Origin of the sequence: Hufsiella arboris (genome assembly GCF_009834875.1) — a bacterium.
Classification (GTDB): Bacteria; Bacteroidota; Bacteroidia; order Sphingobacteriales; family Sphingobacteriaceae; genus Hufsiella_A; species Hufsiella_A arboris.
The window spans coordinates 801,929-818,262 of record NZ_WVHT01000001.1; the positions used below are offsets into that span (position 1 = coordinate 801,929).

18 protein-coding genes are annotated in these 16,334 nt (G+C 42.5%); 13 read left to right on the forward strand and 5 right to left on the reverse strand.

Annotated features, from left to right (window positions below; translation table 11 throughout):
- Positions 1–33 precede the first annotated feature (33 nt).
- The 4 genes from tsf to rplM all read right to left on the reverse strand — a co-directional run bounded on the left by tsf (position 34) and on the right by rplM (position 2,680).
- The gene (gene tsf / locus GS399_RS03535) at positions 34–873 is read right to left on the reverse strand and encodes a translation elongation factor Ts (RefSeq protein WP_160843188.1); all 840 of its coding nucleotides are present in this window, start codon (positions 871–873) and stop codon (positions 34–36) included.
- Between the two features lie 103 nt (positions 874–976).
- Complete coding sequence (rpsB, locus tag GS399_RS03540; RefSeq protein WP_160843189.1) at positions 977–1,819, reverse strand: 30S ribosomal protein S2; 843 nt, start codon at positions 1,817–1,819, stop codon at positions 977–979.
- A gap of 18 nt (positions 1,820–1,837) precedes the next feature.
- Positions 1,838–2,224 carry a 30S ribosomal protein S9 gene (gene rpsI, locus GS399_RS03545; RefSeq protein WP_160843190.1) on the reverse strand — a complete coding sequence of 129 codons (387 nt, stop codon included), beginning with the start codon at positions 2,222–2,224 and terminating at the stop codon, positions 1,838–1,840.
- A 12-nt stretch (positions 2,225–2,236) separates the two neighbouring features.
- Complete coding sequence (gene rplM / locus GS399_RS03550; RefSeq protein ID WP_160843191.1) at positions 2,237–2,680, reverse strand: 50S ribosomal protein L13; 444 nt, start codon at positions 2,678–2,680, stop codon at positions 2,237–2,239.
- 852 nt (positions 2,681–3,532) lie between these two features.
- Here rplM and GS399_RS03555 point away from each other — a divergent pair.
- Positions 3,533–4,645: a Gfo/Idh/MocA family protein gene (locus tag GS399_RS03555; protein WP_160843192.1), complete on the forward strand. Its 1,113-nt coding sequence runs from the start codon at positions 3,533–3,535 to the stop codon at positions 4,643–4,645.
- Positions 4,646–4,718: 73 nt separating this feature from the next.
- On the forward strand, positions 4,719–5,726 hold the full coding sequence (locus GS399_RS03560) for an LLM class flavin-dependent oxidoreductase (protein WP_160843193.1): 1,008 nt from the start codon (positions 4,719–4,721) through the stop codon (positions 5,724–5,726).
- Here GS399_RS03560 and GS399_RS03565 read toward each other — a convergent pair.
- Positions 5,721–6,230, reverse strand: a complete 510-nt coding sequence (locus GS399_RS03565) for a YdeI/OmpD-associated family protein (RefSeq protein WP_160843194.1) — start codon at positions 6,228–6,230, stop codon at positions 5,721–5,723. The genes GS399_RS03560 and GS399_RS03565 overlap by 6 nt on opposite strands.
- A gap of 705 nt (positions 6,231–6,935) precedes the next feature.
- On the opposite strand from GS399_RS03565, the gene GS399_RS03570 reads away from it, so the two are divergent.
- The 11 genes from GS399_RS03570 to proC all read left to right on the forward strand — a co-directional run bounded on the left by GS399_RS03570 (position 6,936) and on the right by proC (position 16,268).
- Positions 6,936–7,661: a GNAT family N-acetyltransferase gene (locus tag GS399_RS03570; RefSeq protein ID WP_160843195.1), complete on the forward strand. Its 726-nt coding sequence runs from the start codon at positions 6,936–6,938 to the stop codon at positions 7,659–7,661.
- 61 nt (positions 7,662–7,722) lie between these two features.
- The gene (gene argG, locus GS399_RS03575; protein ID WP_160843196.1) at positions 7,723–8,916 is read left to right on the forward strand and encodes an argininosuccinate synthase; all 1,194 of its coding nucleotides are present in this window, start codon (positions 7,723–7,725) and stop codon (positions 8,914–8,916) included.
- A 2-nt stretch (positions 8,917–8,918) separates the two neighbouring features.
- Positions 8,919–9,263: a cupin domain-containing protein gene (locus GS399_RS03580; RefSeq protein WP_160843197.1), complete on the forward strand. Its 345-nt coding sequence runs from the start codon at positions 8,919–8,921 to the stop codon at positions 9,261–9,263.
- Positions 9,241–9,750: a GNAT family N-acetyltransferase gene (locus GS399_RS03585; protein ID WP_160843198.1), complete on the forward strand. Its 510-nt coding sequence runs from the start codon at positions 9,241–9,243 to the stop codon at positions 9,748–9,750. The genes GS399_RS03580 and GS399_RS03585 overlap by 23 nt, the downstream gene beginning before the upstream one ends.
- Positions 9,740–10,753: an N-acetyl-gamma-glutamyl-phosphate reductase gene (gene argC / locus GS399_RS03590; RefSeq protein WP_160843199.1), complete on the forward strand. Its 1,014-nt coding sequence runs from the start codon at positions 9,740–9,742 to the stop codon at positions 10,751–10,753. Before GS399_RS03585 ends, argC begins: the two co-directional genes overlap by 11 nt.
- Before the next feature lie 79 nt (positions 10,754–10,832).
- Complete coding sequence (locus tag GS399_RS03595; RefSeq protein WP_160843200.1) at positions 10,833–11,969, forward strand: aspartate aminotransferase family protein; 1,137 nt, start codon at positions 10,833–10,835, stop codon at positions 11,967–11,969.
- A gap of 65 nt (positions 11,970–12,034) precedes the next feature.
- Positions 12,035–13,021 carry a Rossmann-fold NAD(P)-binding domain-containing protein gene (locus tag GS399_RS03600; RefSeq protein WP_160843201.1) on the forward strand — a complete coding sequence of 329 codons (987 nt, stop codon included), beginning with the start codon at positions 12,035–12,037 and terminating at the stop codon, positions 13,019–13,021.
- A gap of 3 nt (positions 13,022–13,024) precedes the next feature.
- On the forward strand, positions 13,025–13,633 hold the full coding sequence (locus GS399_RS03605; RefSeq protein WP_160843202.1) for an FMN-binding negative transcriptional regulator: 609 nt from the start codon (positions 13,025–13,027) through the stop codon (positions 13,631–13,633).
- 2 nt (positions 13,634–13,635) lie between these two features.
- The gene (locus tag GS399_RS03610) at positions 13,636–14,601 is read left to right on the forward strand and encodes an alpha/beta fold hydrolase (protein ID WP_160843203.1); all 966 of its coding nucleotides are present in this window, start codon (positions 13,636–13,638) and stop codon (positions 14,599–14,601) included.
- A gap of 47 nt (positions 14,602–14,648) precedes the next feature.
- Complete coding sequence (argB, locus tag GS399_RS03615) at positions 14,649–15,446, forward strand: acetylglutamate kinase (RefSeq protein ID WP_160843204.1); 798 nt, start codon at positions 14,649–14,651, stop codon at positions 15,444–15,446.
- Between the two features lie 3 nt (positions 15,447–15,449).
- Positions 15,450–16,268 carry a pyrroline-5-carboxylate reductase gene (gene proC / locus GS399_RS03620; RefSeq protein WP_160843205.1) on the forward strand — a complete coding sequence of 273 codons (819 nt, stop codon included), beginning with the start codon at positions 15,450–15,452 and terminating at the stop codon, positions 16,266–16,268.
- Positions 16,269–16,334: the final 66 nt, after the last annotated feature.

The window sequence follows — 16,334 nt, forward strand, 5'->3', positions numbered from 1 at the left end:
AAAAGCCTCACTTTTAAAGTGAGGCTTTGAAAATTAAGCTCCTAACTGAACCCGCTTGAAGGCGGTTACCGTTAATCGTTTTGACACACTGTCAAGGAATTGTGCGATTGATTTCGACGAATCTTTCACAAACTCCTGGTTTAACAGGGTCGACTCTTTGTAGAATTTATTCAATTTTCCTGCAGCGATTTTTTCAACCATTTCTTCTGGTTTACCTTCTGCACGGATTTGTTCTTTTGCGATTTCAAGCTCACGCTCGATAGTTTTTGAATCTACGTCGCCTTTATCAATAGCAACCGGATTCATCGCAGCAATTTGCATTGAAACGTCTTTGCCTGCTTCGTCAGCTCCAGCTGCATCAGCACTTAACGCAACTAATACACCTAAACGGTAGTTACCGTGGATGTAAGCAATTACTTTCTCACCTGATACCTTCTCAAATTTAGAAACACCGATTTTTTCACCGATCTTACCAGTTTGATCTAATAAAAGATCAGAGATTTTTGACCCGTTTAATTCAAGTGCTAATAATTCTTCTGTTGTTGCAGGATTTTTCTCAATAGCCAAATCAGCGATGCTGTTAGCAAAAGAGATGAAATCAGCATTTTTCGCAACGAAGTCAGTTTCGCAGTTCACTTCAACAACGATACCTGTTTTAGCATCAGCTGTAGTTTTTGCAATAACAACACCTTCGTTTGAATCACGATCCTGACGGCTAGCAGCAACCTTTGCACCTTTTTTACGAAGGTAATCGATAGCAGCTTCGAAATCGCCGTTAGCTTCCGTTAAAGCTTTCTTGCAATCCATCATTCCCGCACCTGTTTGCTGGCGCAGTTTATTTACGTCTGAAGCAGAAATTTGTACTGTAGACATGTTTATTTCTTTTTTAAGATTTTACGTGTAAAAAAGTTAAGGGTTAGGAGTTATGAGTTACGTGGACACACACAACTTATAACCCGTAACCCGTAACTGGATATTATTCTTCTGACTGGCCTTCAGTTTGAGCTTCAGCCGCTACCTTACGTTCGCGTTTTCCTGAAACTTCTTCGGCTGCAGGTGCTTGTTCAGCGCCGCTGTCGATTTTAGCTTTAGATGCTGCCGCTTCTTTTTCTGCCTCATCTTCCTTATCGCGTTTACGCTCATCTAAACCTTCTTTAATAGCTTCAATAATGATATTGGTGATTAAAGAGATTGATTTAGTAGCATCGTCATTCGCCGGGATAGGAAAATCGATATTTGAAGGATCTGAGTTTGTATCAACCATCGCGAAAGTCGGGATGTTCAATTTCAACGCTTCAGTAACAGCGATATGCTCTTTCTTAACATCGATAAGGAACAAAGCTGCAGGTAAACGGTTCAGATCAGAGATACCTCCTAAAAGAGTTTCCAATTTGATACGTTCACGCTGAATCATCAGCTTTTCTTTCTTAGACAATACATCGTAAGTTCCGTCTTTCGTCATTTTGTCGATGTTCGACATTTTTTTGATCGACTTACGTACTGTAGCGAAGTTTGTTAACATACCACCTAACCAACGCTCGGTTACGAAAGGCATGTTTACATTTTTTGCCTGCTCAGCTACAATATCTTTCGCTTGCTTCTTAGTAGCAACGAATAATACTTTACGGCCTGATTTTACGATCTGTTTAATCGCAGCGGCAGCTTCTTCTACTTTGGTTAAAGTTTTATTTAAATCGATAATGTGGATGCCATTACGCTCCATGAAAATGTACTGTGACATTTTCGGGTCCCATTTACGGGTAAGGTGACCAAAGTGTACACCTGCATCAAGTAAATCCTGATATGTTGTTCTAGCCATTGTTTGATCCTCCTTAAATTAACGTTTACTGAATTGAAATCTTCTACGAGCTTTGCGGCGTCCTGGTTTTTTACGCTCAACCATTCTGTCGTCGCGGGTCATGATACCTTTTGCACGTAATGCAGATTTTTTCTCCGGATCTAACTCAACAATAGCTTTCGCGATAGCTAAACGAACGGCTTCTGCCTGTCCTTTAACGCCACCACCCGCTACGTTCACATTTACATCAAATTTACCGCCGTTTTCAGAAACTTCTAACGATTGGTTAACAATGTACTGAAGCGGTAACGTTGGGAAATATTCTTTGTAATCTTTACCGTTTACGGTAATGTTGCCGCTGCCATCATTTAAGTAAATGCGGGCAACTGCAGTTTTTCTTCTTCCTGAAGTGTTTGTTGTTGACATTTCTTTTCTTCCTTAAAGTTTAACGGTTTTTGGAGTCTGAGCTTCGTGTGGATGCTCTGAACCTGCATAAACAAACAGGTTTTTGTATAACGCACGGCCCAAACGATTTTTAGGTAACATACCACGTACTGCTTTTTCAATGATACGGGTAGGATGCTTTTCCAATAACTCTTTAGGAGAAATGAAACGCTGACCACCTGGATAACCAGTGTAAGAAACATAAGTCTTTTCAGACAATTTGTTTCCGGTCAGTTTTACCTTGTCTGCGTTAATAACGATTACGTTATCTCCACAGTCTACGTTTGGGGTAAATGTTGGCTTGTGTTTTCCACGAATGATCATAGCGATCTTCGATGACAAGCGCCCCAAGATCTCGCCTTCAGCGTCAACAACGATCCATTCCTTGTTAACGGTCTTCTTGTTGGCAGAGACAGTTTTGTAACTTAACGTATTCACTTGCTTGATATTAAATTAATTAAACAATATACTATACCCCATAAATTCGGGACTGCAAAGATAGGGGAAATTGTTTAACTGTCAAATGGTTGGGAAGAAAAAGTTTGGGTACGTAGACTTGTTAATGCATTTGGGCAAGAAGGGCGTTTTAAGCAATGTCGCCCAAGTTTAAATGGGATTCAATTTAAATGAAAGCAAAGGATGACACAAGTTGGTTATATTAAACTTGTTCAACAGGGCCCTTGCTTTAAAGAAAGCGTTTTAATAATTCACTTTTGAAAACGAACGGCATCATTCTTTGCATTTGCAGTCCTGCTTTGGTTGCAAGTTTTTTGTGAACGCTTCTGCGTATTGAAGGCCTATTCCGCAAAAAAGCTTTCCACGACGAGTGGGTTTATTTAACACAGGCCGTTATTTAATCGGATAAGGACCGGTGCAATCTTTTGGTAGCGGTCAAAGATCTTAGGTTTGCCGCGCCTTATAACTATTCGTAGCGTCTTACAACTGCATGAAAATCTGCCATTGCTTCTCAACTAAATTACTATTCAGGTTTTGGAAAGCAGTTGCAGGGTTCCAATTAACGTTAGCCGGGCTGTACGCTGTATCTTTTTTATTCCCGGACTTTAACCTATCGTTGATAAAAAAGGATGCCGCTTCCATCCCGTTTAAAACATTTTGGCTTTACTTGCTATCATCATTTTCTATCACCGCAAAAACAATAGCGAGTTATACCTCAAAAAAATAACCTAGTCAAACCAGTAACTACGGATCTTATCCCACAGGCAAACCACAAATCTTAAATTCTCTAAACATTTATCAATCAGTGTAGTTGCTAATAAAAAACTATCCGGCATGAAAAGCAACGACAATACCAGGCGGTCATTTATTAAAAATATTTCGGTTGGAGTGGGAGCTGCAGCCCTCGCGCCAAATCTCTCCTTTCTTGAAGCCTGCGCTTCAACTGTAGAGAACAAAAAGCTTGGAATCGCATTGATTGGGTTGGGCGGTTATGCCGGTGGCCAGCTTGCTCCAGCCCTTCAGAAAACTAAAAATTGCTACTTGGCCGGTATCGTAACAGGAACGCCTTCCAAAGAAGCGACATGGTCTCAGCAGTATAACATTCCGCAGAAGAACATATATAATTACGGGAACTTCGATGAAATTGCGAAAAACAAAGACATTGACATCGTTTACATTGTGCTGCCCGTTTCAATGCACAAGGAGTTTACTATTCGGGGTGCCAAGGCAGGCAAACATGTAATTTGTGAAAAGCCTATGGCACTCAATGCAGCGGACTGCCAATTAATGATCGATGCCTGCAAAAAAGCAGACCGAATGCTTTCTATCGGATACCGGCTGCATTTTGAGCCTTATAATATGGAGATGATGCGCCTGGGGCAGAAACAAGTTTTTGGTAAAGTGCAAACTATCGAAGCTGAAAACGGATTTGTATACGGCGGAGATCCGAATGCTTGGCGCCTAAAAAAAGCCCTATCTGGCGGCGGCGCTTTAATGGATATGGGAGTTTACGCCATCCAGGGAGCACGCTATGTTACCGGGGAGGAACCGCTTTACGTTACAGCCCGCCAGGAAAAGACAAAACCAGAGCTGTTCAAGGATGTTGACGAAACGATTTTCTGGAAACTTGAGTTTCCGTCTGGTGCCGTTTCAAATGGAAAATCCAGCTACAACAATAATTGGGGAAGGTTGGAAGCCAAAGCCCAAAATGGAAAATTCTGGCTGGAGCCGGCCTATGCCTATGGCGGACAGGCGGGCGGAACCAGTAAAGGAGAGTTTAACTTTCCGCACATCGTTCAGCAAGCCGCACAAATGGATGATTTCGCGCAATGTGTTTTAAATAAGAAACAAACGAGAGTTCCCGGCGAGGAGGGGATGAAAGATATGAAGGTGGTTGACGCGATTTACCGAAGCCTTCAATCTGGTAAGCGCGAGAAAATCGTTTAGTAATCCTTCTGCCATAAAACGGCCCAACAGATAAATCCCGAAAACGCATACTTTAGTTTTGCGTTCAGGAAATATGGATTTATCACAAGTCAAACTGAGCGTACTCGATCAGTCGCCTGTTAGAAAAGGCGTAACAGCGAATCAGGCTTTACAGGAAACAGTAGAACTGGCAAAATTTACCGATAAGCTTGGCTATACACGGTTTTGGGTATCTGAGCACCATAATACAACGAGTTTGGCCGGATCAACACCGGAGGTTCTAATCGCACATTTGGCCGGCCAAACAAAAAATCTTCGCCTTGGATCAGGGGGTGTTATGCTGCCTAATCACAGTTCATTAAAGGTGGCCGAAAATTTTCGCATGCTTGAGGCCCTGTTCCCCGGAAGGATTGATTTAGGTTTGGGCCGGGCTCCCGGCACCGACCGCATTACCGCATCATTGCTAAATCCTTCGAACCGCTGGGCTGAACAAGACTTTATCGAACAGTTGGTTGACCTGCAGCATTACCTGAACGATACTGCTGAACCTGGTACCATTCAGGAAAAGATTTTCGCTATCCCGAAAGCCGAAACGATTCCGCCTATGTGGCTGTTGACTTCCAGTGGCCAAAGCGGCTTGTTCGCCGCGCACTTTGGGATGGGAATGGCATTTGCTCATTTCATTAATCCGAATGGTGGTCCGGAAGCAGTAAAGATGTATCGCGATAGGTTTAAGCCTTCGGCAGATCTTTCTTCACCACAAGAGCTGCTCGCTATTTTTATTTTCGTTTCGGAAGATGAAGAAAAGATTAAGCGGCAGCAGGCGGTCATGGATTTCAGGTTTATCCAGTTGGAACGTGGCGGTAGCTTAATGCCCTTGTCCTACGAAGATGTGAAAGATCTTTCATATAGTCCAGCAGAATTGGAACGCATTCAATATAACCGGCGACGGACAATTGTAGGAACGCCTGACGAGGTGAAACTAAAGCTAATCGCTTTGCTCCATCACTATGATGTAAGTGAGCTGATGGCTGTTACTATAACGGAAGATTTCGACGATCGTCTGCAATCGTATAAATTATTGGCAAAGACATTTTTATAACCGATTATCCCGTTCGGCACGAATCATTTCGCCATAATCCATGCCGCGGAGCATTGCGTTCAACGTCATGGCTATTCGTTTGGCTTTGGTTGCTTCCGTTTTAGCTGTCAGGATCCATTTGCTGTAATAGTGCTGGTGCGAACGCGGCATTTTGTTAAACTTTTCAAAAGCTACGGGCTCTTCTTCAAGACAGGCGATCAGATCGGCGTCTATTTCAAGTACAGATTCGTCCAATTCGAATTCCAGTGAAACGGTTGCTCCCCTTTCCTTTCTGAGAGCTTTGCGTATATCCGCTTTTAATGGAATGATGAAGTTTCCCTCCCCCATCGGCAACAAACTTACTTGTTTAATTAGTAAATGGTCGATTTTTCCTTTCACGCGAAAAGATGTTTTCCGACCGGAACATAGTTGTTCGGCAATATCTGCCGGTACATCTATGTAACTCCAGCCGGTTTTTTCTCCCTGCTCGTTAAACTGGTTTATGATGGTTTGATACTGGATCATTAGTAAATCTGAACGATAGTTTTATTAAGCTTATAACAATCCAAATTTAAACGTCTTTGAAAAAACCAGCAAGAATGTTGATGAAAATGCGGTTATTCCAGGTTTGTATACCCCCTTCATTTTAAACGCGATGGTAAAGGCAACCCCGAGGCATGAGTGTTACAGTGGACAGCTGGCCTGATTACTGATAGGTGTTATCCGACCTTTCCCAGATCATCGATTATTTTGATAAAAGCATTATTGCTGGATAGCAGCCATAATCGCTTGTTTGTTAGTAGCGAATATAACGTGAACCACTTTCATCTAAAGTATAAAAACCTGTCTGTAACAACACGTTAATATCTAAGCCAATTGTTATATTTCTATTAAAATCAAAAAAACTGTTGCATTAAATAAATTTTATTAGAACTTTTGCAGCGATTTAAACGAGTAATTCACTGTAAGTCAAAAGACACCGGGATGAACGTATCTACTTACATATCTGCAAATGACATTGAAAACCAGACTGGTTATGTAATTTGCATTGCCGAGAAAACTACAAACCAAAAGTTAGTTTTAAGGCACCGACGACCGTTTATGCCAAGAGTTTGACTTGGCCTTACCTCTCAACAATAATCGCATCGGGCGGTTAAACAATCAATCAACTAATTTTAACAACCAGACTGGAAAAAGTCTATCCGTTTTAAAACGGTTTGTTTAGTTACAATGGAAATAACCGATTTTGTTGTAATCCCTGCAACAGATAAACATACAAATTACGCCCTTCAGATCGTAGACGAGATGGAGGAATCTGCCAAGGCACGAGGGACGGGAATTGCCCGCCGCTCGCCTGATTACGTAGCTCAGAAAATGCTGGAAGGGAAAGCCGTAATAGCTTTGCATAAAGACGGCACATGGGCAGGATTTTGTTACATCGAAACCTGGAGCCACGGCGATTTTGTGGCCAATTCAGGCTTAATAGTCAATCCTATCTATCGGAAAGCCGGACTGGCAAAGGCGATCAAAAAACGCATTTTCGAATTATCACGCGAGAAATATCCAAAAGCAAAAATCTTTGGGTTAACAACCGGCCTGGCTGTAATGAAAATCAATTCTGAGCTAGGTTACGAACCTGTGACCTATTCCGAGTTAACACAGGATGAAAATTTCTGGAAAGGCTGCCAGAGCTGCGTAAACTTCGACATCCTGACGATGAAGGAACGGAAAAACTGCATGTGTACAGCCATGCTTTGGGATCCGGAAGAAAAAGCGAAGGAAATTGAGGAAAAAATGCGCCTGGCGAAAGAACAGGAAGAAAAAGAAAAAACCGAACAGATGACTAAAGTTTCAAGGAAGGCCACCTTGCTGGAACGTATTGAAGCTAAATTACGGGGTTCGCTTAAAATGATGCTTGGTATATCTGCGTTACTAATTAAAATAATTCAACATTAAATAACTTGAGTAAGGTATGAGTCAGTCTCAATACTAAATACTCGCTACTCAATACTAAGAAATGGCAAAGAAAAAAGTAGTTTTAGCGTTCAGCGGAGGATTGGATACCTCGTTTTGTTGTATTTATCTTTCAAAAGATCGCGACCTGGAAGTTCATTCGGTCATCGTGAACACAGGCGGTTTTTCAGACGAAGAACTAAAAACTATCGAAGAACGCGCTTATGCTTTAGGCGTTGCATCACATGCGGTAGTTGACGAAACCGAGAACTATTACGAAAGCTGTATTAAATACCTGGTTTTCGGAAACGTGTTGAAAAATGCGACCTATCCACTGTCTGTAAGTGCTGAACGGGTGAGCCAGGCTACCGCGATTGCCAATTACGTAAAGAAGATAGGTGCTGATTATGTGGCGCACGGATCAACTGGAGCAGGTAACGACCAGGTTCGTTTTGATATGATCTTTAATATCCTGATTCCGGGTGTCGAAATTATCACCCCTATTCGCGATCTGAAATTGTCCCGCGAAGCGGAAATTGAATATTTAAACAATCATGGCGTGGAGTATAGCGCTGAAAAAGCCAGGTACTCGATCAACAAAGGCATTTGGGGTACGTCTGTTGGTGGAAAAGAAACATTAACTTCTCATGATACACTTCCTGAAGAGGCCTGGCCAACGCAGGTTACGTCAACTGATTCGAAACGTATTGAACTGACTTTCGAAAAGGGCGAATTAGTGGCTTTGGACGGCGAAAAAATAAAACCGACTGCTGCGATACAAAGGCTTCAGGCAATCGCCCAGCCATACGGAATAGGTCGTGATATTCACGTAGGTGACACCATTATCGGAATAAAAGGTCGCGTTGGCTTTGAAGCAGCGGCTCCGGTTATCATTATCAAGGCGCACCATATGCTGGAAAAACATACGTTAACGAAATGGCAATTAAGCTGGAAAGATCAGTTGTCTTCGTTTTACGGAAACTGGCTGCATGAAGGGCAATTTCATGATCCGATTATGCGAAACATTGAAGCGTTTTTAACCGACACTCAAAAAACCGTTAGCGGTAAAGTGTTTGTGGAATTGAATCCTTACCGTTTTCAGATTATTGGCATTGAATCAAAACATGATTTAATGAGCAGCAAGTTCGGCAGCTACGGCGAAATGAATAACGCCTGGACTGGCGAAGATGTAAAAGGATTTTCAAAAATATTTGGCAACCAGGTAATGATTTACCATAAAGTGAACGGCGAAGATTAGCTATGAACACAATTTCTAAAGAAAACTGTGAACATTATAAATGGGGCGATAACTGCGATGGATGGGTGTTGGTAGATACCGACGAACGATCAGTGAAGCAGGAGTTAATGCCTCCAAATGCCAATGAGCAGTTCCACTATCATCAGTTCGCCACACAGTTTTTTTATATCCTGAAAGGCAGTGCGATGTTTTACATCGATGGCAGCATCCAGATGCTCAACGCCGGACAAGGAATAGAAGTTCATCCCAAACAAAAACACCGGATCAGCAATCATAGCGAGGCAGACCTGGAATTTATTTTATACTCTCATCCTTCAACTAAAAATGACCGTATCAACTGCGACTAATATTGATTTTGAAATCAAATGGCTTCATGCTCAGGAGGCAGATCTTGTTGTGGATCTGTTTGATCAATATCGCGTTTTTTACAAGCAGCCATCTGATAAGAAGCTGGCCAAACAATTTATAAAAACCCGCTTACAACATAACGAGTCAATCATTTTCGTTGCTTTGGCGGTTAACGAAGACGGAACAAAAAGGCCTGTCGGTTTTACGCAGCTTTACCCGATGTATTCATCCCGCTTCGCAGTGAAGAACTGGATTTTAAATGATTTTTTTGTTCAGGAAGAATATCGCAAAGCAGGTATCGGACGAAGTCTGTTAAATACTTCAATAAAATTTGCAAGGGATCATGGCGCATCGATAGTAAAAATCGAGACAGCAGTTGATAACTTCAAAGCGCAAAGCCTTTATGAAGCCACAGGGTTTGAAAAACAGGGAGCATCTACCGAGTTTTTAACTTACCATATTAACGTACGCAGCTATGGCAAGTAAGATCAAAACAGGAATCGTTGGCGGTGCCGGATATACCGGTGGTGAACTTTTACGTATTCTGATTAATCACCCTTATGTTGATATCGCTTTTGTTAACAGCAGCAGCAACGCCGGTAATTATATTTCAGATGTCCATACCGATCTTTTTGGCGATACCGATTTGAAATTTAGCAGTGAAATATCGCAGGATATCGATGTACTTTTTTTATGCGTCGGTCACGGAGATGCGGTTAAGTTTTTGCAGGCAAATCCAATCGATCAAAAAATCAAGGTAATTGATTTAAGCCAGGATTTTAGATTAGCTGCAATCCCTAATGATCAATCTGTTAACCGAAAATTCGTTTACGGATTACCTGAGTTAAATAAAGACGCAGTCAAATCAGCTGAAAACATTGCCAATCCGGGTTGTTTTGCAACTTGCATTCAATTGGGTTTGTTGCCGCTGGCATCAAAAGGTCTATTAACAGCTGAAGTGCATATAAACGCGATCACAGGATCAACCGGCGCAGGACAAAGTTTATCGCAGACCTCTCACTTCACATGGAGAAATAATAACTTATCCGTTTACAAAGCGTTCGGACATCAGCATTTAAATGAGATCAGCCAATCGATAAAGCAGTTGCAGCCGGAGTTCCCGCTTCATTCAAAAGATGTTCAATCGCCGTTAAACTTTATACCTCAACGCGGAGATTTTACACGGGGAATATTTGCAGCCATATACACTGACTGTGACTTAAGCCTGGAGCAAGCGCAGGATTTATATGAAGAATTTTATGCAGAGGCGGCATTCACACATATCAGCAAAAAGAACATTGATTTGAAGCAAGTGGTGAATACCAACAAATGCATTATCCATTTAGAAAAACACGATAACAAACTTTTTATCATCAGCATCATGGATAATCTATTAAAAGGCGCCAGCGGCCAGGCAGTGCAAAATATGAATTTGATGTTTGAAATTGAGGAAACGGCGGGGTTGAGGCTGAAAGGTGTAGGATTTTAATTACTGTCATGCTGACGAAGGAAGCATCTGCGCGTTGAAACAGATCCTTCGTTCCTCAGGATGACAAAACAACAAAAAAATGAACTTATTCGACGTATACCCATTAAACAACATAGAAATCACCAAAGCCAGAGGTTCTAACGTTTGGGATGCAGATGGCACGGAATATTTAGACTTGTACGGCGGCCATGCCGTGATCTCAATTGGCCACACGCATCCGCACTATGTTAAGCGATTAACTGACCAGTTGAACAAAGTTGGGTTTTACTCGAACTCTGTAAAAATCCCGATTCAACAACAACTGGCAGAGAAGCTTGGTAAAGTTTCAGGTAAGACTGATTATCAGCTCTTCCTATGTAATTCCGGCGCAGAAGCGAACGAGAATGCGTTAAAACTTGCATCGTTTTATAACGGCCGCAGTAAGGTTATTGCTTTTAAAGGAGCATTCCATGGACGAACTTCGCTGGCCGTTTCGGCTACCGACAATCCGAAAATCATTGCTCCCGTTAACGAAACTGACAATATTATCTTTCTTCCCCATAACGATGAACAGGCGTTAGAAAAGGCTTTCACTGATTTTGGAGGCGAAATTTCATCAGTAATTATAGAAGGCATTCAGGGCGTCGGCGGGATTAAGGTAGCTTCAGAAAGTTTTCTGCAAAAGATCCGTTCATTATGCGATCAGTATAATGCTGTGTTCATTGCAGATTCTGTTCAGTGCGGTTATGGCAGAACTGGTAAATTTTACTCACATGATTTCGCGGATGTTGATGCCGATATTTATTCGATGGCGAAAGGAATGGGTAATGGTTTTCCTGTGGGTGGAATTTCAATTTCTCCGAAATTTAAGCCATGGCATGGGATGCTGGGAACTACTTTCGGCGGCAATCATCTTGCTTGCGCCGCAGCGCTTGCTGTACTGGAAGTAATGGAGCAGGATAACCTGATGACAAATGCCGAAACAGTTGGAAATTACCTGATTTCAGAATTGAAGAAATTTGAGTCGATTAAGGAAGTTCGCGGTCGCGGCCTGATGATTGGAATCGATTTGCCTGAAGAACTGGTGTCTGTTAAAAAGGATTTATTGTTCAAACATAAAATATTTACCGGCGAAGCGAAACCCAATGTGATCAGGTTATTGCCTGCGTTGAATTTAACGAAATCGCATGCTGATCATTTTTTGGAAGCGTTCCGTTCATTATTACTGTCATGCTGACGAAGGAAGCATCTGAATGAATGAAACAGATCCTTCGTTCCTCAGGATGACAAAATACTAGAAAAATGAAACTATTCTCATCTGTAAAAGACGTAAATAACCTGCAGCAATTTGTTGATGATGCGCTTGCATTAAAACAAAACCCATTTGCTTACCAAAGTCTCGGTAAAAATAAAACGCTGGGATTAGTGTTTCTGAATCCAAGTTTAAGAACACGTTTAAGCACTCAAAAAGCTGCGCTTAACCTGGGCATGAATGTCATGATCATGAACATGGATAAAGAGGGTTGGGCTTTGGAAACTGAAGATGGCGTGGTAATGAATGGGAGCACCGTTGAGCATATCCGCGAGGCAGCTGCGGTAATGGGCGAATATTGCGATATTCTGGGGTTGCGAAGTTTTCCGAAGTTACACAGCCGCGAAGAAGATTACAGCGAAGGTTTGTTTAACAAGTTTGTGAAGTTTTGCGGTGTGCCGGTTGTAAGCCTGGAAAGCGCTACGCTGCATCCGCTACAAAGCTTTACAGATCTTATCACGATTCAGGAAACATGGAAAACTTCGTCCCTTTCGGGAAGGGTTGGGGAGGGGCTTCCAAAAGTTGTTCTTGCCTGGGCGCCTCATGTCAAAGCTCTTCCTCAGGCGGTTCCGAATTCATTTGCCGAATGGATGAGCCGGGCGCAAAAAGAAGGCATGCTTGATTTCACGATTGCACATCCCGAAGGTTATGAACTTGCGGAGCAATTTACCGACGGCGCGAAGATTAACCATAATTTAGAGGAAGCATTACAAGGCGCAGATTATGTGTATGTAAAAAACTGGTCGAGCTACAAGGAATATGGCAAAGTACTAACCTACCCGGACGGCTGGATGCTGAACAATGAAAAACTGTCACCGACAAATAGCGCAAAAGTGATGCATTGCCTTCCCGTTCGGCGTGATTTGGAGTTGGCAGCCGAAGTGTTGGACGGACCAAATTCACTCGTAATTCAGGAAGCAGGAAACCGCGTTTGGGCGGCACAAACCGTGTTAAAGGAAATGCTCAAAAATTCGTAGATCATGTACATACCAAGGCATTTTAAAAGCGAAAATTTGAATGAAGCGATTGCTTTTATGCAGCGTTACAGCTTTGGTACAATTGTTACGTCTTCCGGAAATCTTCCGATTGCTACGCATTTGCCGTTTCTCGTAACTCAACGTGAAAATGACATCAATATAGCTTCACATTTCGCGGTAGCTAATCCGCAGGCACTGCAGCTCGATGATCAGGTACTTGTAATTTTCACGGAACCGCATGCCTATATTTCGCCTAAATTCTATGAGAAGGAACAGAGTGTCCCAACCTGGAATTACCTGGCCGTTCATGCTTATGGAAAGGCAAAAATAATTAAAGCAGAATCGGAGAAATTCGCCTTGCTTGAACGTACCATTAAAAATTACGAACAGGGCTACCTGGACCAATGGAATTCGCTTTCTGGCGAGTATAAAACAAAAATGCTTAAAGGCATCGTGGCTTTTGAGATTACTGTTACCGATCTTCAGTTTAAAAAGAAACTAAGCCAGAACAAAACTTCAGATGAACAACAAAAAATCATTTCTGAATTCTCGAAAAGTTTCGATCAGAATGAAAATCTGATCGCAGATTACATGAACAGACATAGATCCTAATTATGAAAAAGTCAATCCTCTTATCGTTCATCCTCCTATCTTTCATTGTTGTAAACGCCCAACAAAAAACGGTTGATAGCTTTACTGATGGAAAATATGTCACGGTTAATGGCGCAAAACTTTGGGTGGTAACTGTTGGCGAAGGCGACCCGATTATATTCATTGCCGGCGGTCCGGGCGGCGCGCATCGTGGATTAAGAAGTTTTGACCCCTTAGCAGCCGAACGCCATCAGCTTATATATTTTGATGCATTCGGAAGAGGAAAGTCTGACACTGCGAAAGTCGTTTCAGAATATACGCTGGCTCGCGATATTGAAGATATTGAAGGCTTACGAAAAGCTTTAAAACTGGATAAGATAACCGTGCTTGGCCACTCGTACGGCGGCGTTGTTGCACAGGGCTATGCTGTAAAATATCCGGAACATTTAAGTCACCTGATTTTAGCTGATACGTTTCACAGCTTCGTGATGTGGCAGGAAAATGATGATAACTCGAACCACGAAATCAAGACTAATTATCCCGAGGTTTGGGCTGAGTTGATGGCTATCCGAGAGAAAGGTGGCGTTTCGAGTGATGCAGATCACCAGGAAGTTTACGGAAAAGTGCCTTACGGATTTTTGTATGCTTACAATCCGGCACGGTTTGAATCTCGCGGCGGCGGCAAACCTTATCCGAATTCGATGAACGCCAAATTGTATTATCAAATGGTTGGCAAGGATGGCGACTTTATAGTTGGAAGCGACATCGGCACATTCGATTACCGTAAACAGCTAAAAAATATAAAAATGCCGGTTCTTATTATTGGTGGCCGATTTGATCGCGTGGCAACGCCATGGATGATGGTGAAGTATAAAGAATATTGTCCGCAGGCAAAGTTTGTAATGTTCGAAAAATCCGGGCATAATCCACAGGTCGAAGAGCCGGAAAAGGAGTTTCCGGTTATTAACGAGTTTTTGAAATCGAAGTAAATTATTAATTGTGTCAGCAGCGATGACACAATTGAATAAATGTTAAAATGGCAAAACAGGACAAACTGTACATCATTAAAATCGGCGGTAACGTAATCGATAATTCGAGGAATCTCCATGAATTTTTGAAAGATTTCCATGACCTGGAGGGATTCAAAATCCTGGTTCATGGCGGTGGAAAAGTTGCAACTGAGCTGGGAAAAGACCTGGGCGTCGAACCAAAAATGATCGACGGTCGCCGTATCACAGATGTAGAAACGCTGCGAATCGTGACGATGGTTTATGCCGGCCTCATTAACAAAAACATCGTAGCGCAGTTACAATTCCGTGGCTGCAACGCAATTGGCCTTACTGGTGCCGATGGCAACCTTATCCGGGCTCAGAAACGTCCGGTTAAAGAAATTGATTACGGCTTTGTCGGAGATTTACATGAAACTTCGGTTGCCTCACATATGCTGTCTAAAATTCTGGAAGACGGGTTGATCCCGGTTTTTTCAGCTATCACACACGACGGTGAAGGACAACTTTTGAATACCAATGCCGATACGATTGCCTCTGCCATCGCGGTAGCTATGTCGAAACACTACGAAACAAGTTTGATCTATTGTTTCGAGAAAAAGGGAGTTTTGAAAGATGTGGATGATGATGATTCTGTTGTTCGTGAAATCCCTTCAGGAGACTTTGAACAGTTAAAAAGTGATGGAATTGTGGCTGGCGGAATGATCCCTAAGCTTCACAACGCCTTTGAAGCGATCAAAAGCGGCGTAAGTGAAGTTTTTATCGGGAAAGCCGATGAGCTGGATCAGTTAAGCAAACAAACATTTGGAACACGATTAATCAACTAAACCATGGATATAACAAGTAAAATCGCCATTCTTGGCAGTGGCAATATCGGAATGTCGCTCGCGAAAGGATTAGTCAAAGCCAATTACACGGATGCGGCCAGCATTACGCTTACGCGGCGGAATCTTCAGCACATGACCGAGCAAACCGCGAAAGGGTTTCAGGTGAGCGATCAGAATTATCGTGCCGTTTTCGGAGCGTCAATTGTTATTATCGCCGTGCTTCCTCAGCAGCTTAATAACCTGCTTGAAGAAATTGCCGGCGCCATTGATCCTGAAAAGCACCTGGTGATTTCGGTAGTTTCAGGCGTATCCTGCCAGGACGTTCGGGAAAAACTTGGCAACAACGTTCAGGTTGTACGTGCCATGCCTAACACTGCTATCGCTATCGGGCAATCGATGACATGTATTGCTACCGATAATGCAACTCCCGAGAACCTGGATGAAGTAACCGCCATGTTTGAAACTGTTGGATCGGTTGTAACCATCAATGAAGACTTAATGACATCGGCAACTGCACTTTGCGCTTGCGGAATCGCGTTCTTTTTGAGAGCGATCCGTGCAGCTTCTCAAGGTGGCGTTGAAATCGGGTTTCATGCAGATGAAGCCTTAAAGATGGCAGTACAAACAGCAAAAGGCGCGGCCGATTTGTTGCTTCTGAACCATTCGCATCCTGAGCCGGAAATCGATAAAGTGACATCGCCAAAAGGCTGCACAATTGCAGGACTAAATGAAATGGAACACCATGGATTTAGCTCCTCGCTGATTAAAGGAATTAAACTTTCCGCCACAAAAGCCGGCGGTTTATATAAGACAAATGAATAATTACGGCAGATTTGCGCTAACAATCGTAAATCAAATCCCGGTAATTCTCGGGCCGTAATTCGTAAA

Coding starts and splice junctions, on each gene's coding strand:
- tsf (WP_160843188.1), bottom strand. CDS start 873: ATGTCTACAGTACAAATTTCTGCTTCAGACGTAAATAAACTGCGCCAG.
- rpsB (WP_160843189.1), bottom strand. CDS start 1,819: ATGGCTAGAACAACATATCAGGATTTACTTGATGCAGGTGTACACTTT.
- rpsI (WP_160843190.1), bottom strand. CDS start 2,224: ATGTCAACAACAAACACTTCAGGAAGAAGAAAAACTGCAGTTGCCCGC.
- GS399_RS03555 (WP_160843192.1), top strand. CDS start 3,533: ATGAAAAGCAACGACAATACCAGGCGGTCATTTATTAAAAATATTTCG.
- GS399_RS03560 (WP_160843193.1), top strand. CDS start 4,719: ATGGATTTATCACAAGTCAAACTGAGCGTACTCGATCAGTCGCCTGTT.
- GS399_RS03565 (WP_160843194.1), bottom strand. CDS start 6,230: ATGATCCAGTATCAAACCATCATAAACCAGTTTAACGAGCAGGGAGAA.
- GS399_RS03570 (WP_160843195.1), top strand. CDS start 6,936: ATGGAAATAACCGATTTTGTTGTAATCCCTGCAACAGATAAACATACA.
- argG (WP_160843196.1), top strand. CDS start 7,723: ATGGCAAAGAAAAAAGTAGTTTTAGCGTTCAGCGGAGGATTGGATACC.
- GS399_RS03580 (WP_160843197.1), top strand. CDS start 8,919: ATGAACACAATTTCTAAAGAAAACTGTGAACATTATAAATGGGGCGAT.
- GS399_RS03585 (WP_160843198.1), top strand. CDS start 9,241: ATGACCGTATCAACTGCGACTAATATTGATTTTGAAATCAAATGGCTT.
- argC (WP_160843199.1), top strand. CDS start 9,740: ATGGCAAGTAAGATCAAAACAGGAATCGTTGGCGGTGCCGGATATACC.
- GS399_RS03595 (WP_160843200.1), top strand. CDS start 10,833: ATGAACTTATTCGACGTATACCCATTAAACAACATAGAAATCACCAAA.
- GS399_RS03600 (WP_160843201.1), top strand. CDS start 12,035: ATGAAACTATTCTCATCTGTAAAAGACGTAAATAACCTGCAGCAATTT.
- GS399_RS03605 (WP_160843202.1), top strand. CDS start 13,025: ATGTACATACCAAGGCATTTTAAAAGCGAAAATTTGAATGAAGCGATT.
- GS399_RS03610 (WP_160843203.1), top strand. CDS start 13,636: ATGAAAAAGTCAATCCTCTTATCGTTCATCCTCCTATCTTTCATTGTT.
- argB (WP_160843204.1), top strand. CDS start 14,649: ATGGCAAAACAGGACAAACTGTACATCATTAAAATCGGCGGTAACGTA.
- proC (WP_160843205.1), top strand. CDS start 15,450: ATGGATATAACAAGTAAAATCGCCATTCTTGGCAGTGGCAATATCGGA.